This window comes from Microbacterium sp. X-17 (genome assembly GCF_039615055.1).
In genome coordinates this window covers 563,324-589,626 of record NZ_JBDHNI010000004.1, presented here as the reverse complement: position 1 = coordinate 589,626, position 26,303 = coordinate 563,324, and the positions used below count along the sequence as shown (strand labels likewise).

General features: G+C 68.9%; 29 protein-coding genes. 14 read left to right on the top strand and 15 right to left on the bottom strand.

The window, feature by feature from the left end; translation table 11 throughout:
- Positions 1 to 7: 7 nt before the first annotated feature.
- Positions 8 to 571, bottom strand: coding sequence for a YdcF family protein (locus tag ABCS02_RS22320; RefSeq protein ID WP_345837882.1), 564 nt, complete (start codon positions 569 to 571; stop codon positions 8 to 10).
- Positions 572 to 746: 175 nt separating this feature from the next.
- Between ABCS02_RS22320 and ABCS02_RS22315 the strand changes: the two genes are divergently transcribed.
- Both ABCS02_RS22315 and ABCS02_RS22310 read left to right on the top strand, forming a co-directional pair.
- On the top strand, positions 747 to 956 hold the full coding sequence (locus tag ABCS02_RS22315) for a hypothetical protein (RefSeq protein ID WP_345837881.1): 210 nt from the start codon (positions 747 to 749) through the stop codon (positions 954 to 956).
- Between the two features lie 47 nt (positions 957 to 1,003).
- A complete protein-coding gene (locus tag ABCS02_RS22310) occupies positions 1,004 to 2,284 on the top strand; it encodes a cell division initiation protein (RefSeq protein ID WP_345837880.1) in 1,281 nt (426 codons plus the stop codon).
- A 3-nt stretch (positions 2,285 to 2,287) separates the two neighbouring features.
- On the opposite strand, the gene ABCS02_RS22305 is transcribed toward ABCS02_RS22310, so the two are convergent.
- From ABCS02_RS22305 to ABCS02_RS22280, 6 genes are all read right to left on the bottom strand, one after another.
- Complete coding sequence (locus ABCS02_RS22305; RefSeq protein WP_345837879.1) at positions 2,288 to 2,695, bottom strand: type II toxin-antitoxin system VapC family toxin; 408 nt, start codon at positions 2,693 to 2,695, stop codon at positions 2,288 to 2,290.
- Complete coding sequence (locus tag ABCS02_RS22300; protein ID WP_345837878.1) at positions 2,692 to 2,943, bottom strand: type II toxin-antitoxin system prevent-host-death family antitoxin; 252 nt, start codon at positions 2,941 to 2,943, stop codon at positions 2,692 to 2,694. The genes ABCS02_RS22305 and ABCS02_RS22300 overlap by 4 nt, the downstream gene beginning before the upstream one ends.
- Positions 2,944 to 2,973: 30 nt before the next feature.
- On the bottom strand, positions 2,974 to 3,384 hold the full coding sequence (locus ABCS02_RS22295) for a hypothetical protein (protein ID WP_345837877.1): 411 nt from the start codon (positions 3,382 to 3,384) through the stop codon (positions 2,974 to 2,976).
- Positions 3,385 to 3,516: 132 nt separating this feature from the next.
- Positions 3,517 to 5,037 carry a LuxR C-terminal-related transcriptional regulator gene (locus ABCS02_RS22290; RefSeq protein ID WP_345837876.1) on the bottom strand — a complete coding sequence of 507 codons (1,521 nt, stop codon included), beginning with the start codon at positions 5,035 to 5,037 and terminating at the stop codon, positions 3,517 to 3,519.
- A 72-nt stretch (positions 5,038 to 5,109) separates the two neighbouring features.
- Positions 5,110 to 6,984, bottom strand: a complete 1,875-nt coding sequence (locus tag ABCS02_RS22285; RefSeq protein ID WP_345837875.1) for a sigma-70 family RNA polymerase sigma factor — start codon at positions 6,982 to 6,984, stop codon at positions 5,110 to 5,112.
- 104 nt (positions 6,985 to 7,088) lie between these two features.
- A complete protein-coding gene (locus ABCS02_RS22280) occupies positions 7,089 to 8,453 on the bottom strand; it encodes a DUF222 domain-containing protein (protein ID WP_345837874.1) in 1,365 nt (454 codons plus the stop codon).
- A gap of 174 nt (positions 8,454 to 8,627) precedes the next feature.
- On the opposite strand from ABCS02_RS22280, the gene ABCS02_RS22275 reads away from it, so the two are divergent.
- A complete protein-coding gene (locus ABCS02_RS22275; RefSeq protein ID WP_345837873.1) occupies positions 8,628 to 8,927 on the top strand; it encodes a hypothetical protein in 300 nt (99 codons plus the stop codon).
- Here the strand turns inward: ABCS02_RS22275 and ABCS02_RS22270 are convergent.
- The 3 genes from ABCS02_RS22270 to ABCS02_RS22260 form a co-directional block, all read right to left on the bottom strand.
- On the bottom strand, positions 8,890 to 9,030 hold the full coding sequence (locus tag ABCS02_RS22270; RefSeq protein WP_345837872.1) for a hypothetical protein: 141 nt from the start codon (positions 9,028 to 9,030) through the stop codon (positions 8,890 to 8,892). The genes ABCS02_RS22275 and ABCS02_RS22270 overlap by 38 nt on opposite strands.
- A gap of 114 nt (positions 9,031 to 9,144) precedes the next feature.
- A complete protein-coding gene (locus tag ABCS02_RS22265) occupies positions 9,145 to 9,723 on the bottom strand; it encodes a YdcF family protein (RefSeq protein ID WP_345837871.1) in 579 nt (192 codons plus the stop codon).
- Between the two features lie 5 nt (positions 9,724 to 9,728).
- Positions 9,729 to 11,036 (bottom strand): UDP-glucose/GDP-mannose dehydrogenase family protein, encoded by a 1,308-nt coding sequence (locus ABCS02_RS22260; protein ID WP_345837870.1) that lies wholly within the window; start codon positions 11,034 to 11,036, stop codon positions 9,729 to 9,731.
- A gap of 101 nt (positions 11,037 to 11,137) precedes the next feature.
- On the opposite strand from ABCS02_RS22260, the gene ABCS02_RS22255 reads away from it, so the two are divergent.
- Both ABCS02_RS22255 and ABCS02_RS22250 read left to right on the top strand, forming a co-directional pair.
- Positions 11,138 to 11,920: an alpha/beta family hydrolase gene (locus ABCS02_RS22255; RefSeq protein ID WP_345837869.1), complete on the top strand. Its 783-nt coding sequence runs from the start codon at positions 11,138 to 11,140 to the stop codon at positions 11,918 to 11,920.
- Positions 11,917 to 12,417 (top strand): DUF4916 domain-containing protein, encoded by a 501-nt coding sequence (locus ABCS02_RS22250; protein WP_345837868.1) that lies wholly within the window; start codon positions 11,917 to 11,919, stop codon positions 12,415 to 12,417. The genes ABCS02_RS22255 and ABCS02_RS22250 overlap by 4 nt, the downstream gene beginning before the upstream one ends.
- Here the strand turns inward: ABCS02_RS22250 and ABCS02_RS22245 are convergent.
- The 4 genes from ABCS02_RS22245 to ABCS02_RS22230 are packed head-to-tail and all read right to left on the bottom strand — an operon-like array spanning position 12,399 to position 15,990.
- Positions 12,399 to 12,689: a Dabb family protein gene (locus ABCS02_RS22245; protein ID WP_345837867.1), complete on the bottom strand. Its 291-nt coding sequence runs from the start codon at positions 12,687 to 12,689 to the stop codon at positions 12,399 to 12,401. The genes ABCS02_RS22250 and ABCS02_RS22245 overlap by 19 nt on opposite strands.
- 6 nt (positions 12,690 to 12,695) lie before the next feature.
- On the bottom strand, positions 12,696 to 13,715 hold the full coding sequence (locus ABCS02_RS22240; protein ID WP_345837866.1) for a GDP-L-fucose synthase: 1,020 nt from the start codon (positions 13,713 to 13,715) through the stop codon (positions 12,696 to 12,698).
- Positions 13,673 to 14,701 carry a GDP-mannose 4,6-dehydratase gene (gene gmd / locus ABCS02_RS22235; protein WP_345837865.1) on the bottom strand — a complete coding sequence of 343 codons (1,029 nt, stop codon included), beginning with the start codon at positions 14,699 to 14,701 and terminating at the stop codon, positions 13,673 to 13,675. Before gmd ends, ABCS02_RS22240 begins: the two co-directional genes overlap by 43 nt.
- A gap of 53 nt (positions 14,702 to 14,754) precedes the next feature.
- Positions 14,755 to 15,990, bottom strand: a complete 1,236-nt coding sequence (locus tag ABCS02_RS22230) for a glycosyltransferase family 4 protein (protein ID WP_345837864.1) — start codon at positions 15,988 to 15,990, stop codon at positions 14,755 to 14,757.
- A gap of 51 nt (positions 15,991 to 16,041) precedes the next feature.
- Between ABCS02_RS22230 and ABCS02_RS22225 the strand changes: the two genes are divergently transcribed.
- The 3 genes from ABCS02_RS22225 to ABCS02_RS22215 all read left to right on the top strand — a co-directional run bounded on the left by ABCS02_RS22225 (position 16,042) and on the right by ABCS02_RS22215 (position 18,811).
- Positions 16,042 to 16,590, top strand: a complete 549-nt coding sequence (locus tag ABCS02_RS22225) for an acetyltransferase (protein ID WP_345837863.1) — start codon at positions 16,042 to 16,044, stop codon at positions 16,588 to 16,590.
- Positions 16,587 to 17,705 (top strand): glycosyltransferase, encoded by a 1,119-nt coding sequence (locus tag ABCS02_RS22220; protein WP_345837862.1) that lies wholly within the window; start codon positions 16,587 to 16,589, stop codon positions 17,703 to 17,705. The genes ABCS02_RS22225 and ABCS02_RS22220 overlap by 4 nt, the downstream gene beginning before the upstream one ends.
- A gap of 227 nt (positions 17,706 to 17,932) precedes the next feature.
- Positions 17,933 to 18,811 carry a glycosyltransferase gene (locus ABCS02_RS22215; RefSeq protein WP_345837861.1) on the top strand — a complete coding sequence of 293 codons (879 nt, stop codon included), beginning with the start codon at positions 17,933 to 17,935 and terminating at the stop codon, positions 18,809 to 18,811.
- 8 nt (positions 18,812 to 18,819) lie between these two features.
- Here the strand turns inward: ABCS02_RS22215 and ABCS02_RS22210 are convergent, their stop codons facing one another.
- A complete protein-coding gene (locus tag ABCS02_RS22210) occupies positions 18,820 to 19,629 on the bottom strand; it encodes a helix-turn-helix transcriptional regulator (protein ID WP_345837860.1) in 810 nt (269 codons plus the stop codon).
- A gap of 456 nt (positions 19,630 to 20,085) precedes the next feature.
- Here ABCS02_RS22210 and ABCS02_RS22205 point away from each other — a divergent pair, with 456 nt between their 5' ends.
- The 6 genes from ABCS02_RS22205 to ABCS02_RS22180 all read left to right on the top strand — a co-directional run bounded on the left by ABCS02_RS22205 (position 20,086) and on the right by ABCS02_RS22180 (position 26,300).
- Complete coding sequence (locus ABCS02_RS22205) at positions 20,086 to 20,973, top strand: glycosyltransferase (protein WP_345837859.1); 888 nt, start codon at positions 20,086 to 20,088, stop codon at positions 20,971 to 20,973.
- A 96-nt stretch (positions 20,974 to 21,069) separates the two neighbouring features.
- Positions 21,070 to 22,140, top strand: a complete 1,071-nt coding sequence (locus ABCS02_RS22200) for a hypothetical protein (RefSeq protein WP_345837858.1) — start codon at positions 21,070 to 21,072, stop codon at positions 22,138 to 22,140.
- Positions 22,137 to 23,360, top strand: a complete 1,224-nt coding sequence (locus ABCS02_RS22195; RefSeq protein ID WP_345837857.1) for a polysaccharide biosynthesis C-terminal domain-containing protein — start codon at positions 22,137 to 22,139, stop codon at positions 23,358 to 23,360. The genes ABCS02_RS22200 and ABCS02_RS22195 overlap by 4 nt, the downstream gene beginning before the upstream one ends.
- Positions 23,357 to 24,361: a glycosyltransferase gene (locus ABCS02_RS22190; protein ID WP_345837856.1), complete on the top strand. Its 1,005-nt coding sequence runs from the start codon at positions 23,357 to 23,359 to the stop codon at positions 24,359 to 24,361. The genes ABCS02_RS22195 and ABCS02_RS22190 overlap by 4 nt, the downstream gene beginning before the upstream one ends.
- A gap of 66 nt (positions 24,362 to 24,427) precedes the next feature.
- On the top strand, positions 24,428 to 25,828 hold the full coding sequence (locus ABCS02_RS22185) for an O-antigen ligase family protein (protein ID WP_345837855.1): 1,401 nt from the start codon (positions 24,428 to 24,430) through the stop codon (positions 25,826 to 25,828).
- An 88-nt stretch (positions 25,829 to 25,916) separates the two neighbouring features.
- Positions 25,917 to 26,300 (top strand): OsmC family protein, encoded by a 384-nt coding sequence (locus ABCS02_RS22180; protein WP_345837854.1) that lies wholly within the window; start codon positions 25,917 to 25,919, stop codon positions 26,298 to 26,300.
- Positions 26,301 to 26,303: the final 3 nt, after the last annotated feature.

The following is a 26,303-nucleotide window of genomic DNA, read 5'->3' as shown; positions in this document are numbered from 1 at the left end:
GCGCGGGCTACGTCCCCGGGCAGGGCTCGAACCAGGCCTTCACGAACGCCGCCGTCTGGTACGCGTACTGGTAGATCCAGTCGCCGAGGTTCAGGTGCTCGTCCACACCGACGACCGTCACCTTCCCGCCGTAGCACTTCGCGAACAGGTAGCGCGTGCGCGCGACGTGGGGCGTGAAGGTGAGCACCACCGTGTCCGCGGCCGGGTGGTCGCGCGCGTAGTCCGTCAGCATCCGCGTCTCGCCGGCCGTCGTGAACGGCGCGGGACTCTCGCACGTCACGTCCGCTTCGCCGCAGATCGGAACGTCGGCCGCTGTGATGTCGCCGGCGTCCGGACGGGGCACGGCGGCGACGGAGACGAGCACGTCGCGGGCGACGCCGTCGGCGCGCAGCAGCTCGGCGGTCTCGATCCGCGGGGACCGGGGCGGGCCGATGACGTAGATGAGGTCGGCGTCCGACGGGATCTGCGCCTGCGGAGGGAAGACGTAGAGCGGCAGTCCCGCGACGGCGACTACGGCGCACAGCCCGATCGCGATCGCCGCTCCGACGGCGAGGCGTCTCCGTAAGGCCATGTCCGCTCCCTGACGTGATTTCGGGGGTGAAAACCTCGGGCCAGCCGGGGGTTTCCCGCAAGGACCACGCAATTGTGCCCGATGATCGCTGTATCCGGTGCTGGCCCCCGTTACCTTCGCACTGATACCCGTTCTTCCCGAAATCACACCCTCGGCCCTCCCGGAGGCGACGCACATGCGTGCTCTCACGATCGCCGGCTTCATCGGAGCCGGCGCGATCCTGCTCACCACCTGGATGCTCGTCGTGTCCCGTCAGCTCACGCAGCTCGGCGACGCGGACCGCGGGCTCAACGTCGTCCTCTTCCTCGGTGGGACGATCCTGCTCCTGGCGGGTATCGTTCTTGCTGTCATCCTGACGCGCTCTCCCCGGCGCGACGAACGCTAGTTCCCCCGGCGCCCGCGGTGGGGACCACCCACGAGAGGACGCCCGCCATGTCCGATTCCCGGAACGACTCGTCACCGTTCGAGCAGTTGATGCAGTCGGCATCCGATGGATCCGAAGGCACCGCGTTCACGGTCGGCTTCCGCGGCTACGACCGGCATGAGGTCGACACGGCGATCGCCGAGCTGACGACCCGGCTGCAGCGCAGCGGCACCGAGCTCGCCGCACTGGAGGGCCACTACCGCGACGCGCTCGAGCGGTCGGCCACCGAGCGGCAGGAGACGGTGGATCGGTTGCAGGCCGAGCAGGAGGACGCGATCGCCCGGCTCCAGTCGGAGCTGTCGACCGCGAAGGCCCAGGCGGCGGAGGCCGAGCAGCGTCTCGCTGCGGTCGGCGAGGAGCTCGCGGAGGTCCCGGCTGACGGGGATGACGAAGGTCCTTCGCGCCAGCAGTTCGAGGCGGTGCTCCGCGTGGCCGAGGAGCAGGCGAACGTCCTCATCCAGAACGCGGCGGTGCAGGCGGAGCGTCTCATCGCGGCGGCGCGGGAGGAGATCGCCGGGCAGCGGACCCAGCTCGACGCGGACGTCGTGCGGATCACGGCGCAGGCCCAGCACGACGCCGACCAGGTGCGCCTCCGCGTGGACACGGAGTACACCGCGCACCAGGCCCGGATCGAGCGCGAGGCAGCCCACGCCGCGGAGAAGGTGTCGCAGGCGGAGCAGGAGGCCGCGACGATCCGTTCGGAGGCGGAGAAGGGCGCGGCGGCGCTGCGCTCGATGGTGACGCGCGAGACGACCGAGCAGCGGACCGAGGCCGAGCGTGACGTCCGGGAGATGAACGCCCGCGTGCTGGAGTTCGAGGAGACCCTGACGCGGCGCCAGGATGACGCGCAGCAGGAGTTCCTCGTGCTGCACAACCAGGCGGTCGCGCACGCCGAGCGCATTACGAACGACGCGAACGAGCAGGTCGCGGGATCCCTCGCGCACGCGCAGCGGATTTCCGCGAAGGCGGACGACTACGAGCGGCTCATGCGCGCGCAGGCTCAGCAGATCGAGGCGGACGCCCAGGTGAAGGCGCGCGAGACCCTCGACCGGGCGCGGACGAAGGCGCAGAAGATCGTCGACAGCGTCACGTCGCACACGACCGGCGTCCTGCGGGATGCCGAGGACCGCACCCGTCAGCTCCGCTGGCAGCAGCAGCAGCTCACGAGCTTCATGGCGGAGGTGCGCGAGCTCATTCGCCCCGAGGGCCTGCCCGCCCCGGAGCCGGCCGACCTCGCCGCCGACCCCGAGGCGGAACCCGCGACCGAGGCTCCGCTCGAGGTCGAGTAGCTCTCAGTCGGGGTGCGGCTCGCTGTTCGCGGGCGCCGTGACGATGAGGCCGGCGTCGTTCGCTGCATCCGCGAGGCGGACGTCATACGTGACGAGGATGTCCGCTTCGAGGCGGATCGCGGACGCAATGTGGAGCGCGTCGAGCGATCGCAGGTGGCGTCCCGGCAGCAGGCCGGCCTCACGATAGAGCGAGGGCGGCACGTCGAAGAGCGAGACATGCTCGAGCACGGCCGTCGCGGCGGCTTGGTGAATGCCATGCCTCACCGCGACCCGACGCAGCTCGGTCTCGAGGAGAAATGTGCCCAGAAGTGCTGCGTCGTTGTCGTCCGCCCACGCGGCTAACGCATCCGACTCGGCCTCCTCGATGAGGAGCTTCCCTATGGCCGACGTGTCGAGGTAGGCCCGGATCACTTCTCGCCCCGCAGTTCGTCGAGAGTCTCGGCGAGCGTCCCCTGGATGAGGTGGCGGGGCAGGTCTCGGAGGCCTCCGCGCTTCGTCGCCGCGCGAGTGGGGCGAGGTACGGTCGGTTCGCCGTCGATGGGAACGAGGCGGGCGACCGGCAGGCCGTCGTTCGTGATGACATACGACTCACCGGCGGCGACGGCGCGCAGCACCTGGCTGCTGTTGTTTCGCATCTCCCGCTGACTCAACGTCGACATAGCCCCAGTGTAGCGCGCGTAGCACACTCGTCAGTCGGGGTGCGGCTCGCCCCAGATGCGACGGGTGAGCGCGGAGACATCCCGGTCCAGGTGATCGATGCGGGCATCCATCGACGAGAAGCGCGCGTCGACGGCGTCGAACCGCGCGTTCATCTCGGCGCGGAGACCGCCGATCTGGGCCTCGACCGACTCGCGGAGGCTGCCGACGGTTTCGCGGACGCCTCCGATCTGACCTTCGACCGACTCGCGGAGGCTACCGACGGTTTCGCGGACGCCTCCGATCTGGGCCTCGACCGACTCGCGGAGGCTGCCGACGGTATCGCGGACGCCGCCGATCTCGGCGGAGGTCGTCCTCATGATGAGGGTGGTCGACAACGTCATGCCGCCGAGCATGACCGCGACGAACACGCCGATGAGTGTCCAGGCCTGCGGGTCGGTCATCGTGTCCCCCTTCGTATGCGGTGCCCTCAGCTTCGCACAGGTTCCCCTTCCAAACACATGTGAACATGCGGCCAGTCGGAGAACTCGGGACATCCCGCGGCCTGGGGAGGAGCGGGCTCAGCCGGTGCGGGCTCAGCCGGTGCGGAGGCCGGCGCGGTGGGCGATGTCGGTGGCGCGCCGGCGGTCGTGCACGCCGAGCTTCGCGTACAGGCGGCGGACCGTCGTCTTTACGGTGTTGAGGCTGACGAAGAGGGTGTCGGCGATCTCGGTCATGCTGTGCTCCGATGCGAGGAGCGTCAGCACCTGGCGTTCGCGCTTGGAGAGGCGCGCGAGTCGGGTGGCCTCGCCGTCGTCGTCGGCGGTGAAATAGCGGGTGTGCACGCGCGGGGCGGGTTCGAGGCCCGCGAGGGCGAACAGCTCGCGCAGGTGCGCAGGGGTGAGCACGGCGTAGGAGAGCAGGAGCTCCTCGTGCTCGATGAGCGCGTGTGCCTGCCGGAATCCGTCGGCGGCGGCCTCGCGGCTCTCGGCGTCGAGGTCGGTCGCGGCGGCGAGCAGGAGCGCGACGGCGAGGATGCGGGGATGCTGTTCCGGGGACGTGAGCGTGCGCAGGCTCTCACGCAGGAGCCGCCGGTCGCCGGAGCGGTAGTGCGTCACGGCGGCGAAGATCTCCTCGTAGGGGCCGGACGCGTTGTCGGGTGTGAACGGGCGGCGGTGCGCAGCGGCCAGCAGCATCCGGGCGGCGATGAGATAGCGACGGTTCGCGCCGACGGCGACGAGTCGCTCGTCGTGCCGCGCCAGCTCGGTCTCCAGTGCCGCCTCGACGAGGAGGGCGGATGCGCGGGTACGGGCGGAGTGGGCCCGTGTCCAGAGGGCGGCGAGCCAATACTCCCCGGGATCCGCATCGACCGGCAGCCCGTGCAGAGGGTCGGGGTGCAGGACATCCGTGGCGCGCATCGCCTCGGCGAGCCGCAGAGGCGTGTCGTTGCGAGGATCCGGCTCGTGGGTCGCGTTCGCCCGATCGATCCAGAGGGATGCCGCACGCGTGCGTCCCTGGGACGCGTACAGCCAGGCGAGCGCGCCGGCGGCCCGCCGTGCGATCGCGGGCTGACCGGTCACGATCGCGACCTGGTAGCTCTCGTCGTACTGCGCGGCCGCGGTGTCGTCGTCGGCGAGATCGAGGGTGACGCCCCACTGGTACTGGACGTGCGGGAGCGTGCGGCGGGCGCTCGTGCGCTGGGCATCCGTGGCATCCGCGAGCAGCTCCCGCGCCTCGCGCACGGCGTCGGCCGCCGCGAGCACGGATCCTGCCGTGCGGAGCTCGGCCGTGCGCCCGGTCAGCACGATGAGGCGGTTGGCGAGGTCACCGCGGTCCGCGCCGCGGGTCGTGCTCACGCGGAATCGGCCGGGTCCGCCGCCGGACACGAGGTGCCGGAGGTAGTCGACCGCGACCAGCAGACCATCGTGCTCGATGAGGGCTTCGGCCGGGAGGACCTTGATGGCGTCGAGCAGGATCTCCGGGTCGCGCGTGACGTGCGCATCCCATTCACGTTCGATGAGCGCGGCGGCCGTCGGCCACCCCTCGGACTCGCTGATGGCGCGCACGCGCTCGGCGAGCGTCGCGTCGGACTCGGTGCTGCAGATCGGTGTGATCACGGTCGTCTCCCCGGGAGCTCTTCCCCCTCGGGTGAGAAGATGCCCGGGCGCGCGTTTCGTGACGCGGATCCGTCAGCTTTTCGTGATCGTGACGAAACGGGCCGCGCCGTGGCGGCCGCTCGCGTCGATGTAGCGCACGCCGATCGTGACCGGGATGCCCGGAGCGTCGGTGATCGAGAAGTTTTCGGAGAACGTCCCGGCCGCGTCCAGCGCCATCGGCGTGGGCCGGCACGGGGCCGGGTCGGGGAGCTTGATGCGCTGCACGAGCGCGTTCGCGTCGCCCGTGAGCTGGAGCAGGAACGTGCCGCCGGGGTAGACGTCGCCGTCATGCGGCGAGACCAAGCTCGGTGGCGTGGCGACCGTGATGGTCGCGGGCGCGGATGCCGAGGACACCTCGCCGCCGACGCGCTGCCGCGCGGTCAGGGAATGGACGCCCGCGGGGAGGTACGCGTCGGCGTCGGTGGCGCACGCGACGCCGCCGGCGAGGTCGTCGACCGACCAGGCCCCAGAGGCGTCCGCCGTCGTGGTCGCGCGGACGCGCGAGCCTTCGTCCAGGATCTCGATCACCGCGCCGGGCTCTGCGTCGACCCCGGAGATGAGGGGATACACCGTCGGGCCCGCGGAGATGTCGACGGACATCACGGGCGCCGCGAGCGGCGGCACCGACGGCGTCGAGCTCGGGGTCGGGGTCGGCGTCGGGCTGGGGCTGGGGGTTGGGGTCGGCGTGGGTGGCGGAGCGGGCGGCGCCGGCCCGGGCTGCGCCGGCGTCGCGGGCTGCGCGGCACGGGAGATCCCGCGGTCCGGTGCCGGGTCGGGTGCAGCATCCTGCGTCTGCTCCGGTGCCGTCGGGGTTGCGTTCGCGGCCGGAGGCGTTGCCGGGGGAGTCGCCGCGGGTGCCGGTGCGTCTGCGGCGGGCGGAGCCGCGGCGGGTGCGGCGGCGGCCAGGTCATCGGAGTCGGGCTCGGTCGCGGTGAACGAGCTCTGGGCGGCGAAGGCGATACCGCCCGCGATGATGACGGCGGACACCGCAGCGACGCCGACGACGGTGCCGACCGTCTTGCCGCTCGGCCGGGGCCGGACGCCGAGGGCGACGGCACCGCCGGCTGCGGCGCCGGTCGCGCCGGTCTGGGTCCACGCGGCGTACGCGGCGGTGCCGGACAGGCCCACGACGAGCGGGATCAGCACGAGGGCGAGTCGGTGGGAGACGTGCTGCGCCTCCTCCCACGCGAGCGCGCAGCTGACGCAGGTCTCGACGTGCGCGGTGACCGTGCGTTCGTCGCGCGCGCTCAGGGCTCCGCGGGTGTGGGCGCCGAGGAGCGTGAGGGTGGCGCGGCACCGCGGATCCTCGGTGGTCTTGAGCTGGTGTGCGATCCAGGCATCCCGGAACCCCTGCTTCGCGCGGACGGCGAGGGCGGATGCCGCGTTCGCGCTGAGCCCGAGCAGGGGCGCGAAGTGGCGGGGCTTGAGGTTCTCGACTTCGCTGTACCAGAGCACCTCCTGCCATCGGGTCGGGAGGCTGCGGAACGCGGATGCCGTGGCGCCGGCCTCCATCGCGGCGATCGCGGAGTCTTCCGTCTCCGCGGGGTCGGCGAGATCCTCGAGGTCGGTCGCGTCGACGTGGCCGTGTCGCGAGCCCCATTCGCGGGCGACGTTGCGGACCGAGGTGAGGAGGTACGCGCGGAAGCCCATCATGGGGCCGCCGCCGGCACGGATCGCCACGAGGATCCGGGTGAAGGCCTCTGCGACGACGTCGTCGGCGTCGAGGCTCGTGAACGAGCGTGCCGCGGCGTAAGCCGCCGGACTGTGCCGCCGCCAGAGCTCGGCGTAGGCGTCCCCATCGACGTCGTCGCCGCGTCGCGCGATCGCGACGAGTTCGTCATCTGAAGAGGACGACGCGCGCGTTCGAGCCATCTCGTTGTTCCCCAGCGCCCCTCGGGTGGGGGCCATGTCGTTACAGTCTGCTGTGTCTTCGACCGATTGGGCCGGGTTCACCTCGTTTTTCACCCTATGGAGACGCCGTTTGCGACGTTTCGTGACGCGAATCCGCTGGGTTAGAAGGGTGGTGGGTCGGTGTGGGGGGTGAACACCACGCGGGGTGGGGGTTGGTCGGTGTAGGTGCGGCCGGTGGGGCTGGTCCACTCGAGGATGCCGTCGGGGAGTTGGCGGACTTTCCAGGTGGTGGCGTGTTTGAGGGTGTGGTGGCGGGTGCAGAGGCAGGCGAGGTTGCAGATCTCGGTTTTCCCGCCTTTGGCGTGGTCGTGGGTGTGGTCGGTGTCGCAGCGGTGGGCGGGGGTGCGGCATCCGGGGAATCGGCAGTGCTGGTCGCGGGCGACGAGGTGGCGGCGTTGTTCGGCGGAGGGGGTGTACCGGTCGACGGTGAGGACGGTGCCGGTGATGGGGTGGGTGAGGACCCGGTCCCATCCGGGGGCGTTTCCGGCGAGGATGCGGGCGGTGTCGGGGTCGATGGGCGTGCGCCCGTCGAGGTCGGCGCCGGAGCCGGTGGTGCCGGTGAGGGTGGTGACCGGGACGGTGACCTGGATGTGGGCGCGGATCGCGCCGAGCCCGCCGGGGCTGCGGTCCCGGGTCGGGTCGATCACCGGCGCCCCGGTGAGGAGGAGGTCGGTGGCGATGTCGGCACGGAGCTGATCGATGGTCCGTTCGTCGGTGAGGCCCTCGGTGGGCTGACCTGCCGTGACGGCCTCGCGGAGCATGGCCGCGGTCTCGGTGCGCAGGGTCTTGGCTTGTTCGGTGAGCCGGTCGTGGATGCCGCGGATGAGGACCGTAGGCCCGGAGATGCCGAGTTCGGACATCCCGTTCTCTCGGTCGGTGACCCACACCGACCGGTCGTCGCGGGCGGTGCGGTGCTGTTCGGTCATGGTGGCCGGGTTCAGCCGTTCCGCGACCTGGGTCGCGTACGCGCGGGTGCGGCCGACGGAGAGGGTGACCGCCCGCTCCAGCACGACCCGTTCGAACGTGGCGCGGGCGGCGGGGTCGGTGATCGGGGTGCCCGCGTCGAGCACCGCCCGCACATGCCCGACCGAGATCCGTGCTTCACGCAACGCGGCCAGGGTCGCGGGGAAGTCGCCCACCAGTCGAGCGGCGGTGCCCATCCGGGCTTGGGTGGTGCGGTCGCTGGTGCGGGTCGCGGCCGCGAGCTCCGCCGCGATGGACCGCACCGGCATGTCCCGCTCCGCGACATCCCGCGACCTGATCCGTGCCCGCTGCGTCTCGGCGAGGACCATCGCCTCCGCGTACACGTCATGCTCGGCCGCCGCGAGCCGTGCTTTCTCCGCCTCGATCCGCTGAAGCCGGTCCGCCAGCACCCCCAGCTGCGCCGTCTCGGCCGCGGTCGGCGAACCCGCCGACTGGGCCGGGTCACGCCGCGCCGCGTCACGGGATGCGTCGTGGTCGCCCATCGTGCCCTCAGCCGTCGCTGCTCCGTAACGTCGACCCGCCTCTCGGGCCGACCACCGGGGCACTCGGTGACATCGACACACTCAGCATCACACAGGCCACCGACATCCCCCTCTCGGCTTCCGGGGGTTTGATCCCCTAGTGTGCAGACAGCAGCACACGGACGAGGAGGTCCTATGCTCTCTCTCCGCCGAGCGATCGCGATCGCCGGACTCATCGCCGCGGGGCTCGCCCTGATAGCCCTGTGGGCGGCGACCCTCATCCCGGTGATCGACGGGATGCCGATGACCGGCCGTCTCACCGGGGTCGGCTTCCTGCTCGCCGCGACGGCGATGTTCGTGGTGGCTCTCGTGGCCGCGGTCGCGCGGAGTCCCCGCCGATGGGACCGCGCCGCCGAGCGCGAGCTCTACGGCCGCCCGCGGACGCCCGAGCGGCCCGTCACCGGGTCGCGAGCGCGTACACCGCGACGGCGATGACGAGGAAGGCGAGCAGGGCGATCCCCGCGTAGACGGTCCAGGGGACGCCCCGGCGGAGGGGAGTGCGGCGGCGTCCCCGGCCGGTGCGAGGGCGCGCGGTCATGGGCGGGTCCGATCCGTCATGCGCGCGACGTTACCCGGGCCGTGTTTCCCGCCGGGAAACGGACGGTTCACGGCGCCTATGCATCTGCCGAGCGCTGCCGGGGGCTGCGGAGCCTCAGTCGTCGAGCTGCGCGCAGGGAGTGATCCAGGCTTTCACGAAGGCCGCGGACTGGTAGAGCACCTGGTAGACCCACTCGCGGAACGACATCCGCTCGTCGACGCCGACCACGGTCACCTGGCCGGCGTAGCACTTCGCGAAGACGTAGCGCGTGCGGTCGACGTGCGGGGTGAACGTGATGACGACGGCCCGGGATGCCGGATGCTGCATGGCATAGCGCGTGAGCATCAGCGCCTCCCCCTTCGTCGTGAACGGGACCGCCACGCGGCACGTGACCGCGGTGTCCCGGCAGGCGGTCAGCCCTCCCTCGCTGAGGGGCCCGGTCGCGGGGACCGAGATGAGCGCGGCCGGCGCGATCCCGCGCGCGCGGAGCCGCGCCTCGAGGGCGATCCGGGGCGGGGTCGGCGGCCCGATCACGTAGATCACGTCGGCCGGGCCGACCGCCGCCGGCGCCGGGAAAGCCACGGCCAGCGTGGGCAGCGTCAGCGCGACGAGGACGACCGCGACGACGGCGATCGCCCACCGGCTCCGCCGGCGGAGGCGCCGCCACTCGCGCTCGAGCGGGTCGGCATCCACGGGTGTTACGGGCGCCCCATGCCGTAGTAGGTCCAGCCGGCGGCGCGCCAGGCGGCGGCATCCAGCCCGTTGCGTCCGTCGACGACGACGCGCCCGGTCGCGAGCTCGGCGGCGTGCGAGGGATCGAGTTCGCGCCGGTACTCGTCCCACTCGGTCACGAGGATGATCGCGTCCGCGCCGCGGATGGCCTCGTCGCGCTCCTCCACGTAGTTGAGCTGCGGATGCAGGCGGCGGGCGTTCTCGATCGCGGCGGGGTCGGTGATCGTGACCCAGGCCCCGAGCCCGTGGAGCCGGACGGCGACGTCCAGCGCGGGGGAGTCGCGCACGTCATCGCTGTGCGGCTTGAACGCCGCCCCGAGCACCGTAACGTTCTTCTTGAAGACGGATCCGCCGAGGCCCTCGACCACGAGCTGCACGGCGCGATCCCGGCGCCGCAGGTTGATGGCATCCACCTCCCGGAGGAAGGCGACCGACTCGCTCCGGCCGAGCTCCTCGGCACGCGCCGAGAACGCGCGGATGTCTTTCGGCAGGCAGCCCCCGCCGAACCCGATGCCGGCCCCGAGGAACCGACGGCCGATGCGCACGTCGTGACCGATCGCGTCGGCGAGCTGCGTGACGTCCGCGCCGCTGACCTCCGCGATCTCGGCCATCGCGTTGATGAAGGAGATCTTCGTGGCGAGGAACGCGTTCGCGGCGACCTTGACGAGCTCCGCCGTCGCGAGGTCGGTCACGAGGAACGGCGTCTCCTTGGCGACCGCGGTGTGGTAGACCTCGCGGAGGATCTGGGCGGCGCGCTCGCCCCCGTCCACGGGCACGCCGACGACCAGGCGGTCGGGATCGATCGTGTCCTTCACGGCCCACCCCTCGCGCAGGAACTCCGGATTCCAGACGAGGGTCGCGCCCGTCGGCTCGACGCGCTCCGCGAGCGCGGCCGCCGTGCCGACCGGAACCGTGGACTTCCCCGCCACGACGTCGCCCGGCCGCAGGTGGGGGAGGAGCGCGTCGATCGCGGCGTTCACGTACGTCAGGTCGGCCGCGTACCCGTCGCGCACCTGCGGCGTGCCGACGCCGACGAAGTGCACGTCCGCACCGTGGGCCGCGGCGATGTCCGTCGTGAATGTGAGGCGCCCGGACGCGAGTCCGCTCTCGAGGATCTGCTGCAGGCCCGGCTCGAAGAACGGCGCGCGTCCCGCAGTGAGTGAGGCAACCTTGCTCTTGTCGACATCGATGCCGACGACGTCGTGCCCGATGGATGCCATCGCCGCCGCATGCACTGCTCCGAGGTAACCACAGCCGATCACAGACAGACGCATTCGTCCCTTTTACCAGAGTGAGATGACGGGTGTTTGCCAGCGAGATGACGAGGCGGTCGTCGCCGCTGAGCAACAATTGGGGGAATATGAAGCGGGTTCGTATGGCCTCTCCCGACGGGAGCTCGTTCGAGGTGCACGGTGCGCTGGCAGTGCGTCGGATCCTGCTCATCGTCGAGAGGGACGACTTCTTCGCTGATGACGCTCTCGTGGCGCGTGTCGTCGCCTATTTCTCCGCACGCGGCGTGACCGTCGTGCGATACGAATCTCGGTATGCCGAGACCGCCCGGCGGATCAGTCCTCGCTGGAGTCGCGGCTTGCCGGGTCCGGTTCGGGGCACGATCAAAGCGTTGATGCTCCTTGCCTACCCCGCCCGGTGGGCGCACTTCTCCCCTCGATATCGCGAGCGCGTCGGCTCTGTCTCGAACCGTGCTCACGCACTTCGTGCGGCCATCGAAGAACTGGCAGAGGATCGAGAGGTCTTCTTGCTGGCGCGATCACTGGGAGCACGGATCGCTTCGCTGGTGGCGGATTCGGCGGGCGTGGCACGTATGGCTGCTCTGGGGTATCCGTTTCAGAGCCCTACCGAGGGTCCGAATCCCGCCCGTTATCTCCACCTCCGGAGCCTGCGGACGCCGATGCTGATCGTCCAGGGCGCGCGAGACGTCTACGGCGGCCTCGAGATCGCGAACGTGTACCCGCTCTCGCCCTCCACCACCATGGAGTTCGTGGATGGCGATCACGGCCTACGCCTCGATGAGCCGACGTGGGCCCGTGTGCTGGATCGAGTGAGCGACTTCTTCTTCTCCGACTCGACGGCCGATCAGACTTCGGATTCCGAGGCTGGCGTCGGCTACGTCGTTCGTGGATCCATCATGGGTGGGTGACGTTCCTGCCCGACGAGCTGTATGCCGAGATCGAGCGCTCGATGCCCATCGCGTGCGTCGACTTCGTTCCGATCCGGCAGGACGATCCCTCGGGGGCGACGATCGGACTGATTCTCCGCGACTCGCCGTTCGGGCGCGTGTGGTGCCACCTGGGCGGGCGGATCCTGCGCGGGGAGACTCTCGCGGACGCGCTGCGGCGGCACGCCGACGACACCCTCGGCGTCGAGCTCGACCTCCCCCTCGACCCTCAGCCGCTGCTCGTCTACCCGTGGTACCCGGCGGACGTGGCGCCCGCGGACGGCACGCCGTTCGGCGAAGATCCTCGCAAGCATGCGATCGGCCTCTCGTTCGTGGTCACGATGAGCGGCGTCCCCGCCCCTCGGAACGAGGCGTACGAGTTCCGCTTCTTCGCCCCGGACGCGCTGCCCGAACCGATGTGGCCTGGAAGCGCGGACCTCGTGGCACGACTGCTCGCGCGCTACGAGGGCGTCGCGTAGTCGCCCACCCACCAGTCCGAGATCTCGCGGAGCAGCTCCCCGGCGCGGCGGTGGCCGGAGTTCTCGGCGAACGAGCGATAGGCGTCGGCATCCTCGAACGTCGCGTCCTCGACGATCACGCGTCCCTTGCGGTCGTCGAGGGACAGCTCCACGTTCCAGGACGTCACCCCGGGCAGCCGCCCGAGTGCGCGCAGTTCCTCGATCGCCCGCGCGACCGCTGCCTCCGCGACGTCCTCGTGCACGCGGAAGAGCACGATGTGACGGTAGGCCACGGTCTCTTACTCGCGGATGGTGTCGACGTGCTCCCGGTACCAGGAGATCGTGCGCTCGAGACCGTCGCGCAGTGAGATCTTCGACGTCCAGCCGGCGTCCGCGAGCTTCGATACGTCGAGGAGCTTCTGCGGGGTGCCGTCGGGCTTCGAGGTGTCCCATTCCGTCTCGCCGGCGAAGCCGACGACATCCGCGATGGTCTCCGCGATCTCGCGGATGGTCACGTCGCTTCCGGTTCCCACGTTCACCTGGTCGGGGCCGTCGTAGTTCTCCAGGAGGTGGAGGCAGGCATCCGCCATGTCGTCGGCGTGCAGGAACTCGCGGCGAGGAGTGCCGGTGCCCCAGTTCGCGACGCTGGCGGCGCCCGATTTCGCAGCCTCGTCATAGCGACGGATCAGCGCCGGCAGCACGTGCGACCCCTTCGGCGAGAAGTTGTCGTTCGGCCCGTAGAGGTTCGTCGGCATCGCCGAGATCCAGGGCAGTCCGTACTGACGGCGGACCGCCTGGGTCTGGAGGATGCCGGCGATCTTCGCGATCGCGTAGGCATCGTTCGTTGGCTCGAGGTGACCGGTCAGCAGCGAGTCCTCGCGGATGGGCTGCTCCGCGAACTTCGGGTAGATGCACGACGAGCCCAGGAACAGCACGCGTTCGACGTCGTTCGCGAGTGCGGCGTCGAGCACGTTCACCTGAATGCGCATGTTGTCGCTGAGGAAGTCGACCGGATACGTGCTGTTGGCGAGGATGCCGCCGACCTTCGCCGCGGCGAGAACGACGTACCGCGGCTTGACCTGGGCCATGTACGCGAAGACCGCGTCGCGGTTCTTCAGGTCCAGCTCCGCGGAGGTCTTGCCGACGATGTTCCCGAACCCGGATGCCTCGAGCTTCCGCACGATCGCCGAGCCCACGAGCCCCCGGTGCCCGGCGACATAGAACGTCGCGTCGCGATCGAGCTCGCCGGGCGTGTAGTCGACGCCGTCGGTGGCGGTCACGCCGTGGCCCACGAGACGAGCTTGACGGTGTCGATCCATTCCGGGCCCTTCTCGAGGGCTTCGACGTCGGCGTCGACCATCAGCTTCGCGAGCGCGGCGCCGTCGATGGTCGGCGTCCACCCGAGGGTCTCCTGAGCCTTCGTCGAGTCGCCGATCAGCGCGTCGACCTCCGTCGGGCGGAGGTATCGCTCGTCGAACTTCACGTACTTCTGCCATTCGAGCCCGACGTGGCCGAACGAGGTCTCGAGGAAGTCCTTGATCGTGTACCCGACACCGGTCGCGAGCACGAAGTCATCGGGAGTGTCGGCCTGCAGCATCCGCCACATCCCCTCGATGTACTCGGCCGCATAGCCCCAGTCGCGGACCGACTCGAGGTTGCCCAGGTAGAGGTCCTTCTGCACGCCCGCCTTGATGCGTGCGACGGCGCGCGTGATCTTGCGCGTCACGAACGTCTCGCCGCGGCGCGGGGACTCGTGGTTGAAGAGGATGCCGTTCACCGCGAACATGTCGTACGCCTCGCGGTAGTTCTTGGTGATCCAGAAGCTGTACAGCTTGGCGGCGGCGTACGGCGAGCGCGGGTAGAACGGCGTCGTCTCCGACTGCGGCGGCGGCGTCGCGCCGTACAGCTCCGACGAGGATGCCTGGTAGAAGCGCGTCTCGATGCCGGACAGGCGGACCGCCTCGAGCAGGCGGATCGTGCCGGTGCCCGTCGTGTCCGCGGTGTGCTCCGGCTCGTCGAAGGAGACGCGCACGTGCGACTGCGCCGCGAGGTTGTAGACCTCGTCCGGGTTGATCTCGGCGAGCAGCGTCACGAGGCGGGCGCCGTCGCTGAGGTCGCCGTAGTGCAGGAAGAGCTTGGCCTCCGGGTCGTGCGGGTCGACGTAGAGGTGATCGATCCGGGCGGTGTTGAACGTCGAGGCGCGGCGGATGAGACCGTGGACCTCGTATCCCTTCGAGAGCAGAAGCTCGGCGAGGTAGGACCCGTCCTGGCCCGTGATTCCGGTGATGAGGGCACGCTTGGTCACTGAGGCTCCGATCAGAGAAGAGGTGAGTGGGGTGAAGCGGCGCCTGGCCCGGGCTACCGGTCGGCGGTGAGTCGAGTAAGAAGAGTAGCGAACGCGTCCAGCGCGTTGGTTTCGTCGAGCACCGTCATTCGGTAACGGCGGCCGTTCTCCCCGAGCTGCTGGGCGCGCACGGGGTCAGAGGCCAGTTCCGCCACCGCCGCGAGGAGCGCGGCGGGGTCGCCCGCTGGCGCGATCACTCCGGCCTCGGCCCGGGCGATCTCGGCCGCGGTGATCCCGGTGGCGTCCGTCGCGGCGACGACGGGCCGGCCGGCGGAGAAGTACGAGGTCAGCTTGCTCGGCACCGCCATCTCGGCGACGCCGGGCTTCTCGTTCACGAGCAGCATGTCGGCCGCGGCGAGCGCCTTCGCGAAGTCCTCGTCCGCCAGCGGTCTCATGAACTGAAGCGTCGGTATGCCGGCGCCCAGGGCTTCGAGGCGCTCACGCTCACCGCCGTCGCCGAGCAGTACGAAGCGGACAGCATCGCCGCGCTCAGCCGCGAGCCGCGCGGCCTCCACCACGTTGTCCAGTCCCTGTTTCACGCCCATGTTTCCCGCGTGGAGGACGACGCGGTGCCCGCCCCATCCGAACGAGTGCCGGGCGGCATCGACGTTGACGTCGGGGAAGGGCGGAAGATGTGTCCAGTTGCGGACTACGACGACCCGTTCGGAAGGAATGTCGAAGTCGCGGGAGACCACGTCGGCGAAGCGTTCGTGAATCACGACCACGTGGTGGGCTCGGCGAAGGAGCCAGCCTTCGAGCTTGCCCATCATCCGTCCGACGAGGCGGCCGCCTTGTCCCGTCTCCGCGAGGCCAAGGGTGTAGAGGTCTTGCACCCAGACCACGAGGGGCCTATCGCGATGAAAGAGGCGCGCGCGGATCGCGGCCATCGTCGTCGAGATCAGCGCTGGCGAGATGGCGACCACGGCGCCGGATTGCCCCCAGCGGGAGAACACGAGACGCGTGCCGAAGCTGATCTCGGAAACGAGGCGGCGAACCCCCGTCGGTCGCGCCGGCACATAGTGCCGCATCCGCTCCACAGCGACCCCGTCGATCTGTTCCCTGCGCGACCACTGGCCGTAACCTGCCCGTACGCGCCACTCCGGATAATGAGGATGCGTCGTCAGCACTCGGACCGAAAAGCCGCGGCGGGCGAGGCCCCGAGACAGTGCACCGGTATATGGCGAGATGCCTGTGGGCTCCGGAGGGTAATTCAGACCTAGTACTGTGACGCGGGAGACGGGGCGCGACATGCGACGACCATACCCCGCCGCCGTTACGGCTTGATTGCGAAGGAGACTCCGGTGTCGGACATCCCGGTGATCGATCTATCCCGGGCTCCGGGGGAGCGTCTCGCGTGGGATCGCCCTACGTGGATCATCTATCTCTGGGCGGTCTGTGAGCTGCTGTTCGTCACGAACCCGTGGCAGATCAGCTCGAGCCTGAGAGTGCGGGTGCTACGGGCGTTCGGCGCGGAGATCGGTCCCGGCGTGGTCTTTCGGCCCCGCACACGGGTGAAGTTCCCCTGGAAGCTGCACATCGGTGCTCGCTCGTGGATCGGTGAGGGAGTGTGGTTCCACAACCAGGACCACATATACATAGGACACGATGTCGTGATCTCCCAGGAGACGATGCTGACCACCGGCAGCCATTCGCACCGTCGCGACATGGCATTGCTCACCCGCCCGATCCATGTCGACGACGGCGCCTGGATCACGTCGCGCTGCTTCGTGCTAGGAGGAGCGCACGTCGGGCGCTCCGCGCTCGTCCGCCCCCTCACGCGCGTCGAAGGAACGGTGCCCGCGAACGCCGTGTGGGGCTCATCCGGCTTCGAGCACGTGCGGTTCGCGTGAAGATCGCTCAGGTCGTCACCTATCTCTCGCCGGATGGTGCGTTCGGCGGTCCGACCAGAGTGGCGGAGGCACAGTGCGCCGCGCTCGCAGAGCAGGGCCACGAGGTGCAGCTGTTCGCGGCTGCACCGATCGACGCTCCCGCAGAGACTCTGGTGGACGGCTATCGACTCCGCCTGTTCCCGGCGCGCCGACTCTCGTCCCGTCTCGGTTTCGCGGGCATGCGGGCTGTCGGTCTCACTCCGGCGCTTCGGCGCGAGGCGCCGTTCCTGGACGTCGCCCATGTACATCTCGCTCGCGACCTCGTCACCCTGCCAGCCGCCCGCGCGCTGAAACGCACCGGAGTCCCGTATGTCGTCCAGCCGCATGGCATGATCGACGCGTCGGATCGCGTCCTGGCGGGTCCTGTCGACGCCTTGTGGACGAGATCGGCACTGCGCGAGGCCGAGCGGGTGTTGACGCTCACCTCGCAGGAGGACGACGACATGGCCTCCATCGAACCCCGCGCGCAGGTCTCGCGGATCCGCAACGGCATCCGCGTCGAAACTCCGCCGGCTTACGAAGGCAGAGAGCAGATCGTGCTGTTCCTGGCTCGCCTGCATCCTCGGAAGCGCCCTGTCGCATTCGTCGAGATGGCCGCGCTCGTCTCTGCGCGCTGCCCCGAGGCTCGCTTCGTGCTCGCGGGCCCAGATGAGGGCGAGCTGGCCGCAGCGCGTCAGGCCGTCGACCGGCTGGGACTCGCCGCGGTCGTCGAGATCCACGGCGCCGTCTCGCCCGATCAGACGGATGCGCTCCTGCGGTCCGCGGGCGTGTATGTGCTCCCCTCGGTCGGAGAGGTCTTCCCCATGACGGTGCTGGAGGCGTTCCGAGCGGGTACGCCCGTCGTGGTCACCGACTCCCTGGGCATCAGCGACGACTGCCGGGAGTACGAAGCCGCGATCGTCACCGACGGATCCGTCCCCTCCCTCGCGGATGCTGTTGCGTCGGTCCTCAACGAGCGGGATCAGGCTCTGGTCCTGCGCTCGGGCGCACTCGACTATCTGCGGGAACGTTTGGACATCTCCAGCGTGGCGCTTTCACTGTCCGCCCTCTATGAAGGAGCCGCCGAACGTGGCTGACTCTCTGCCGGAGGTCTGGATCGTCCAGCCCTACATCCCCGCGTATCGTGTTGCGTTCTTCGAGCGACTGCATGCCCGGCTCCACCGGGAGGGCATCCAGCTCAGAATCGTCGCGGGAGTGCCCGAGGGTGAGCAAGCCGCGCGCGGCGACCAAGCGCACCTCGAGTGGGTCGTTCCCGCTCGGCCGAGGTCGATGCGGCTGGGGCCGACGTACGCTCGCGATGACGATGACGAGAGCGCACTGGCGATCGGCAGATGGGGTGATCGTCCCCCTTCAAGGGACGTCCCTCGACACCCACCTCGCGCTGCTGGGTTCGAGCCGCCGAGTGGGGCTCTGGGGTCACGTCGCTTCATATGTGGCGCCCCCGAATCCCGTCGACAACTTTGTCGAGAAGCGGCAGGTTCGTCGTGCCGACCATGTGTTCGCGTACACCCCACATGGCGCGCGGACAGCGCTGGCGTGGGGAGCTGCGCCTGAGCGGGTGACCGCAGTCATGAACGCGGTCGATACCGACGAACTCGAGGCTGCGCTGGCCCGGGTTCGAAGCTCACAAGAACGGGCGCTCGCGCTCCCTTCCGGGCCGTTCTTCGCGTTCATCGGCGGGCTGGACGAGAGCAAGCGGGTGAAGTTCCTCGCGGCCGCACTCGACATCCTGCGTCGCAGAGGCACGGCGGTGCACGTCGCAGTCGCGGGCGGGGGGACGCAGCTGCATGACCTGGACGACGCGGTCGACGTCGGCCAGGTCACCCTCCTGGGATACCTCGACACCGCACACAAGGCGGAGCTGCTCGATGCGTGCGTCGGGATCGTGTCACCGGGCAGGATCGGTTTGCTGGCCGTGGATGCGCTTGTGGCGGGCAAGCCCATCCTGACGACGGCGTGGCCGTTTCATGCGCCGGAAGCGGAGTACCTCGTGGAGGGAGAGTCGAGGCTCACGTCCGACGACGACCCTGAGGCGTTCGCGGACGCGATGGAGTCGTATCTGAGCCGTGGCGAGTTCCCGACCCATGAGTGGACCTACCCCACGCTCGACGGGATGGTCGAGAACTTCGCGAGCGGGATCGCCGCGATGCTCGACGGGCGCACTCAGCCGCGATCGGTCTGAATGCTCCTTCAGGCGCAGAGGGGGTCGCCGAGGTCGATCATCGTTGTGCCTTGCGACACATTCCCGACCGCGCATAGCCGCGGGTCGCCGTCCGGACGTACGAGAATCGGGGTCTCCGCCGTCTCCCAGTCGTTCTCGGTGTCGTCCTGCGTATCAGGGCCATCGGGTACCCCCTCTACATAGAGGCGCACTCGTATCGTCGTATCGACATCGACGCTCGCACGGGGGAGAGCAGCCGTTGCCCAGGCGGCGTGACACTTGTCCGACCACATGATCTGCATGACCGCGTTCGCAGCGCGCCGTTCGCTGGCAAGGACGCGCGCATCGTTGCGGCACGGGGTGAACTCGACCACGTAGCCGTTCTTCACCGTGAAGGCGAGCGCATCGTTGGTCGCGTGTGGGGCCACCGCGCCGGGTACCGATCCGCCGATCACTGTGCCGAGGAGCAGTGCCGCGAGGGTCATCCATACCGCGGAGGTGACACGTATGGTTCGCCGCTTCTTCTTCCGCCCGTGGTCCGGCACCTCCCCGCTGACCGCTGGAGTCTGCTCGTCAGCCAGCCGATCACGCCGAACGAGCCACCCGCTCGGGTCGGCGCCGCACGCACGCACGATGCCATCTACGGTGCGCGCGGAGGGCAGGCGGCGTCCCGCGAACGCCGCCGAGATGACGCTGCGCGAGACGCCCGTCGCATGCTGGAGATGGACCAGCGTCGGGTTGCCCGCATCGAGGCGGAGCCTACGAAGTTCGGCGGCGAACTGTGCGATCTCCGACCGGCCGCTCTCCTGATCGCCCGGGTCCGCCTGACCGTCCTCCATACGGAAGTCCCATCCTTCCCGCGCAGCCTCATGGATGGGGGGCGCGCATGACACCAGTTCTTTCATTGATAGCGCGTAGTTCCGAGTGCGACCCGAGTGTATCTCGCGCGCCCGTCCGTTTTTTCCGAGTCCGTCCGGATCGGCCTCAAGGACCTCCGCCCGTGACTTCGGCGGCGGTTGTATGGGCACGGTAGCGACCCGAATCGTCTCCTCTGGATGGAGTGCAGTCCACCGATGCCACCCCCCGCCGCCAGTCCCCCTGAGCTGAGATGGGTCACGAACCTCAGTGCCCCGTATCGGCGCCCCCTCTGGGAGTGCCTCGGTGCGCGCACGCGCCTCGAGGTCGTGCTACTGGAGTCGGAGACCCGGCGGCGGCGCGACGGTCGCCGTTCGGATGACTGGTCGGCGGATGTGACTCCGGCTGGTCGGCAGCATCGGCTTCGGGAGGCGCGCACCGTGAGCGTGCGTCGTGGAGAGAGCACTTACTACCTGTTGGCCGAGTCGGCGGGTCGCCTCGTCGGCGATGCCGCTGCGGTTCTTCTCGGCGGATGGGAATCGCCCGCGTATTGGCAGATAGCCCGCGCCGCCCGTCGTCGCGGTGCGCGGCGAGTGGGGTTCTACGAGTCCACCCTGGCGAGCATGGGACACCGTGCCGGACCCATCGCAGGAGCGCGGAGACGGTTTTTTCAAGGCTTGGATGCTGTCGTCGTGCCGGGTATTGCCGCCCGCGACGCCGTTCGCAGCTTGGGTGTCGGTGACGATCGCATTCACCTCGGGTTCAACGCGGTCGATGTCGCCGGCTTCCACGCCGCGCAGCAACCGGGCGCCGAAGGACCCGGTCACGGATTCGTCTACGTCGGCCAGCTCATCGAACGTAAGAATGTTGCAGCGTTGATCGAAGCATTCGGGCTGATAAGAGCCACTCACGACACGCTCACCATCATCGGAGAAGGCGAACTGAGACCCGACCTCACGCGCCTCGTTGAGCTATTCGGTCTGAGCGGATATGTGGACTTTCGCGGTGCCGTTCCCTATTCGGAACTCCCCGCGACCCTCGGTCGGGCTCAGACGCTGGTCCTTCCCTCGCTCGTCGAGGTCTGGGGGCTCGTCGCGAACGAGGCGCTCGCGTCCGGGTGCCACGTCGTCGTGAGCGAGATCGCAGGCGTCGCCCCGTCTATCGCGGACATGGATGGTGTCTTCCTCTGCCAGCCCGGCGTCGCATCGATCGCCCGTGCGATGCGCGCTAGCCGTGAGCAATGGGAAGGACGGATAGTCGAGCCGGCCATCCTCACTCATACACCGGAGCGGTTCGCCGACGTCTTTCGCGCAGCTCTCCTTTCATAGCGCCTCACACCAGCCGTGAAACGTCGACGACACTCGCGCCTGCTAGCGTGCCTTCTGCCGTGATGGGCAAAGCGGGATGAGCTTGAGGAGCTGGTGGTGGCGGGATCGGTCCTGATCGTCGAGGGCAATCCGCACGGCCATCGTCTCGGCTACGTACGACTGGTCGCGCGCCGTGCGATGGAGCGCGGACTTACTCCGCATGTCTTGACGTCGCACCGCACTCCGGAAGCACCTGAGTGGGCGGTCCATCTCTCCGAGATTGTCGGGCAGCTGACCGTTCACCAGACGACATCCCCTCGAGATCTCGCCGAGGTGGCGGCTGCGGCGCGCCGGGTGGGTGCCGTCCGCACGGTGATTCCCGATGCCGACGGGTTCTTGCGGCAGGTCGTCAGAAGCGGCTGGCGCGGGCCAGGGAGACTGTCGCTTCTCGTCATGAGGCCCGATGCGGAACCGCGTCGAAACCGGCTTCTTTCGACGGCGGCGCGGCTCACGAAGCGGGCACTGATGTCGCTTGCCCGTCGTCGTCGGGGCGTGGACGAGTTCGCGTTGCGCAGCCCTCTGCGGACGCGCTCGGAGGGGCTGGTGCGGTGGGTGCCGGACCCCGTTGAGATCGACCGGGAGGCGATCGCCGCTCTCGAGCTGCCGCTCCCTCTGCGTGAGTTCAGCGGCGCGGAATGGGTCGGCGTCTTTGGCTATGTCGACGAGCGGAAGAATCTCTCGGTGGTCGCCGACGCGGTGGAACGCGCAGGTCTCGGCCTGCTGGTCGCGGGCATCATCTCCCCTGAGGCAGAACGGCGGGCCGCGCCGCTGCTCGCTCGTCTCCGGGAGAACGGGCGTTTTCTCTGGTTCCCCGGCCCGCTCGAAGACGCCTTCTTCGATGCCTTGATCAATCGCGCGGACTGTGTTGTCGCTGCGCACTCCAATGAGGGCCCGAGTGGGATCGTCGCGCGTGCGGCGGTGCTGGGCCGCCCTCTTGTCCTCGCGGGGGCTTCGTCGCTCCGACAGGATGCGGCCTGCCTCCCCGCGCAGGCGGTCTGGGTGCCGCTGACCGCCCCTGCGCTCGCCGAGGCCCTTGCCCGCTCTGTCCGTGCTCCGCGCTCGTTCGAGCCGCCGGTCGCGGATGCCGTGGAGTTCGCCGACGCCCTCCTGAGCGGGGGCGGCCGGTGAGTGCTGTGCGCCACCGCGACTCCGTGGGGATTCAGGCGATCGCGCTCACCGTTGGCAGCGCGGTCGCACAGCTCATCGTGGCCGTGCTCTACGTGCTCGCGGCGAGATCGTCCGATCCGAGCAGCTATGGTGTCGTCGTCGCGGCGATATCGGTGGGCATGTCGGCGGCGGGGTTCTACGACTTCGGCTCGAACTCGGTCTGGCTGCGCGAGCGTGCCGCCGCACGCCTTGGTCTGACGCAGTTCAGCAGTCGTGCGCGCACGAAGCTCCTGCTGATCGCCGTCATCGGTGCGCTGCTCTGTCTGGCGGGACTCGTCTGGTCCTCAACACCGGTGATCGTGGCCGTCATCCTCTTCTCCGTCGTCGTCGGCCAGATGATGCTCGTGCCGCTGCGCGCGGATCGCCAAGGCGTCTACGTGTCGATCGCCTTCCTCGTTGAACGGGTGGCGGCGATCGCCCTTTTCGGCGTGCTGGCGATGGTGGGCGTCGGCTCACTCGACGCCCTCGTACCCTCGCTCGTGTTCGGGTCGCTTCTCTCGGCGCTCTTCGCCCACATCGCCGCGGGGCCCGCTCGATTCCGTTTCTTCAGGCGGGGCCTCGGAAACCCCTGGTCTGGTGCGGCGTACTACGGCCTAAGCGCATCGGCAAACTCGGCCCAGCAGCTCGATCTCGCGCTTCTCGGAGTCGTTGCAGGACCCAGTGCCGCGGGAGTCTACGGGGCGGTCAATCGATGGACTCAGCCGATGGGCATCATCGCAACCGCCTTCTCTAGTGCAGCGGTGCCGTTCGTCGCCGCAGCCGCGAGCTGGCGGGACGTCCTCCGGATATCCACGCGCGCGGTATGGCTGCTCGGCGTCGCCATTCTCGGCGCACTCCTGGCCGCGATTCTCGCGCCGGTGATCGTGCCCCTCCTCCTCGGCGATGCCTATCTCGGATCGGTCCCGCTTCTTCAGCTCCTCGCGCTTGGCACCATTCCGGCCGTCTTGAACCAGCCGTTGGCGGCCATCCTCCAGGCGCGCAATCATGACCGCGGGGTTGCCGTCATCATGCTGATGGCCGTCGCGTTGCAGTTGATCGGGGTGGCGGTACTCGGCTCGATCGCCGGCGCGATCGGCGCAGCGATCGCATTCTGCGCACTGCAGCTGATCCTCCTTCTGGCCTTCTCGGGAGTTCTCGCGGCGGCATATCGTCGGCACAGCCGGGTAGGTGCACCGGCATGAGAATCGCGCAGCTGTTGCTGAGTCCCCGGGTCGGCGGTGCCGAAGCCTTGGCTGATTCACTGGACGCGGAGTGGCGAGCTTTGGGACACGACCCGGCCATCCACTACCTCGATCCGCCCGGTACGGCCGGCGGCAGGCTCGCCCGACTTCGCCGCATGCGCAGGCTCGCGAGGGACCACGAGTTCGACGTCGTCGTCGCGCACAGCTTCCTCCCGGCGCTGTACTCGCGTGCCGCTTTCGGGGGTAAGGTCCCCGTGCATTACGTGCTGCATTCCGCTGGGGACGACTACGCGGGAGCGGCCTCGCAGATTGTTGAGCGCGCATTGCTCCGTCGCACCGCAAGCGTCATCGCCGTGAGCGACACGCAGCTCCAGGTCTACCGTTCGCACTTTCCGCAGGCGCGTCTGACCACGGTGATCCGCAACGGCGTCTCGGGCTCGATCGTTCCGCGTACCGCTCGTGCCGCGGAGCCGGCGCGAGTGGTCACGATCTCGCGCGTCGCGCGGCAGAAGCGACCCGATGTGTGGCGACGTTCGGTCGAGGAGGCGCGCCACACGATGCCCTCGCTCGCGTTCGAGTGGTGGGGGCCCTTGTCCGGCGACCCGGGGCTCGACAGCGCGTTCGAGAATCTGCCGCCCAACGCCGCGTTCCGCGGGCCCACCACCGACGTCGCGTCGGTCCTTGCGACAGCGGACATCGTGCTGCACACCTCGGAGCGTGAGGCGCACAGCATCGCGCTGGTCGAGGCCGCCGTGAGCGGTGCGCCGATCGTGTACGCCGACTCCGTGAACTCCCCAGAACTGCATCCTCCGTTCGCGCAGCAGTTCCGCATCGATGTGGACGCGGATGCGACGCGGATCCTCGCCAAGATGCTTCAGGACTGGGATCAGGTCGCCGACGCCGCCGTCGCGAACGCCCCCGAACTCCGCCGTACGTCGGATGCGACGGCTGTGGCGCGCACTTACGTCGAGTGGTTCGATTCCGCGAGGCCCGCCCGCTGACATCGTTCACCTGGCCGACACAGTGGACGCGTACGCTGTTGGCATGGTGTCTGGATTGTCGCTCCGGTGACGCAGGCGGCCGTCCTCGCCGCCCTCTTGGGCGCAGTGCTCTGGGGTTCCGGTGTCCTCCTCGGGGGGTCGTTGGGTCTGAAGGAGAGCTCGCGGCACGCCGAGTTCTGGTGGGTCCTGTTGGCGATCTTCACAGGTGGGTTCACCACCCTTTCCAATATCGGCGTTTTGAACCTCTCCATCGACGGCGTTACGTACTTGCGCACGCTTCCGCTGATCGCGGTGGGGCTTCTGATGGTGTTCTCGACACTGCGGAAATCCCCGGTTATTCCTAGTTTTGCGTTCTTCCTGGTGCCCGTGTTCTTGATCATGTTCGCGTTCGTGGTCAACAATCAGGTGCTCATGACGTTGTTGTCGCTCCTTACTTTCCTTCCGGTCCTGGTCGTGCCAAAGGGTGGATACAGCTTCGTGAGCGTCCGTGCAGGTGCGCTGGTGGGCACGCTCGTCCTGCTCATCGCCTTGGGCGGGTGGATCCTGGTTGATCCGAACGGTCTGATCGGCCCCTGCCGAGGAGACAAGTGCTCGGTCTGGGGTGTCGCCCTGGGACCGTATGGGCTCGGGAACGCCCTGGGCATGGTTCTCGCTGTCGTCGCGGCGATCACGATCCTGCTCTCATCGCGGGTGATTGGCATCATCCTGTGCGTCGGGGGCAGTTACTTGCTCGTCAATCTGACCAGTACGCGTACGGGCGAACTGGTCTGGATCGCGGGTGTGGTCGTGGCGATTGTGTACTGGCTGACCTTGGCCACATCCCGCCTTTGGTTGGTTCGAATAGCGGCGTTGGTCTCCGCCGGGGTGGTTATCGTTTGGCCTTTCCTGGGCTGGACCGGGGATGCGTTTACCGGACGTGGCGCGCTGTGGATTTACGCAAAACAGCTTGTTCTTGAGTCGCCGTGGTTCGGTTATGGATCTTCCTTTTGGGTCGGAAATTCAGCATCCGATGCCGTCGATCGGAATTACTCGACGCATAATCTCACAACGGAGATGCTGGTTTCCGTTGGGATTATTGGCTCTCTCGCCCTCCTTATTGCAATGCTGCTCGCCCTTGCGCGTCGTCGGTCCATTCGTGTCGCCGCCCTTACGGCATCCCTGTTTTCCCTCACGTTCCTCGCCTCGCTCACCGAAGTGTTTTCGGCGCCGGGGCGGGTGTACCTCATGGCGGGCCTGATCGTTCTTCTTTTCCTGGTATCGGAGTCGACCATCGTGGACGCCGCGGCCGCCGCATTCGAAGCAAGCGCCGCGTCCAGTGGGCGGCGCCGGGCAGGATCCTCGATGCGGAGCGGTCGGCCCGCCGCGGTCTCTCCTTCTGACGCCGTTCCGGCGGATAGCGACGGCCAGCCGGACGCAGTGTCTCCGGGTGGAGGAGCATCCGTCGCTGCAGCCGACCCGGCGTTCTGAAGAGAGCGTTTCAAGGAGCGACTCACGGCGTCTGCGACTGACGCGTAGGGCGGGGAGATGGGTTCTCCCGTTCGGCGAGAATGCTGTCATGACTGTTGAAGCTCGTGCCCTGACGGAACCTTGGCAGGCGGCATATGCAACCGGGGCTCATAGTGGCGTATCCGACACTTTCAAGCAGGGGGTTGGTGGTGGTGCGGGCATGCGCCCGCACGAGCTCCTGGAGGCCGCCCTCGCCAGTTGCATGACGATTGCAGCGCGGATGGAGCTCCACGATCTCGGCGCCGATGACACGGGGGTGTCCGTGCGCGTGGAGATCGAGCGCGCCGAAGATCTCTCCCGCTTCCACTACGCGCTCGATCTACCGGTTGGGCTCGAAGCACACCGGGCCGCCATCATGAACCGGCTCGAACGATCACCGGTACGCGCCACTCTCAGCAAGCCTTTGGAGTTCACGGCCGTCGAGCCGGCGTAGGTC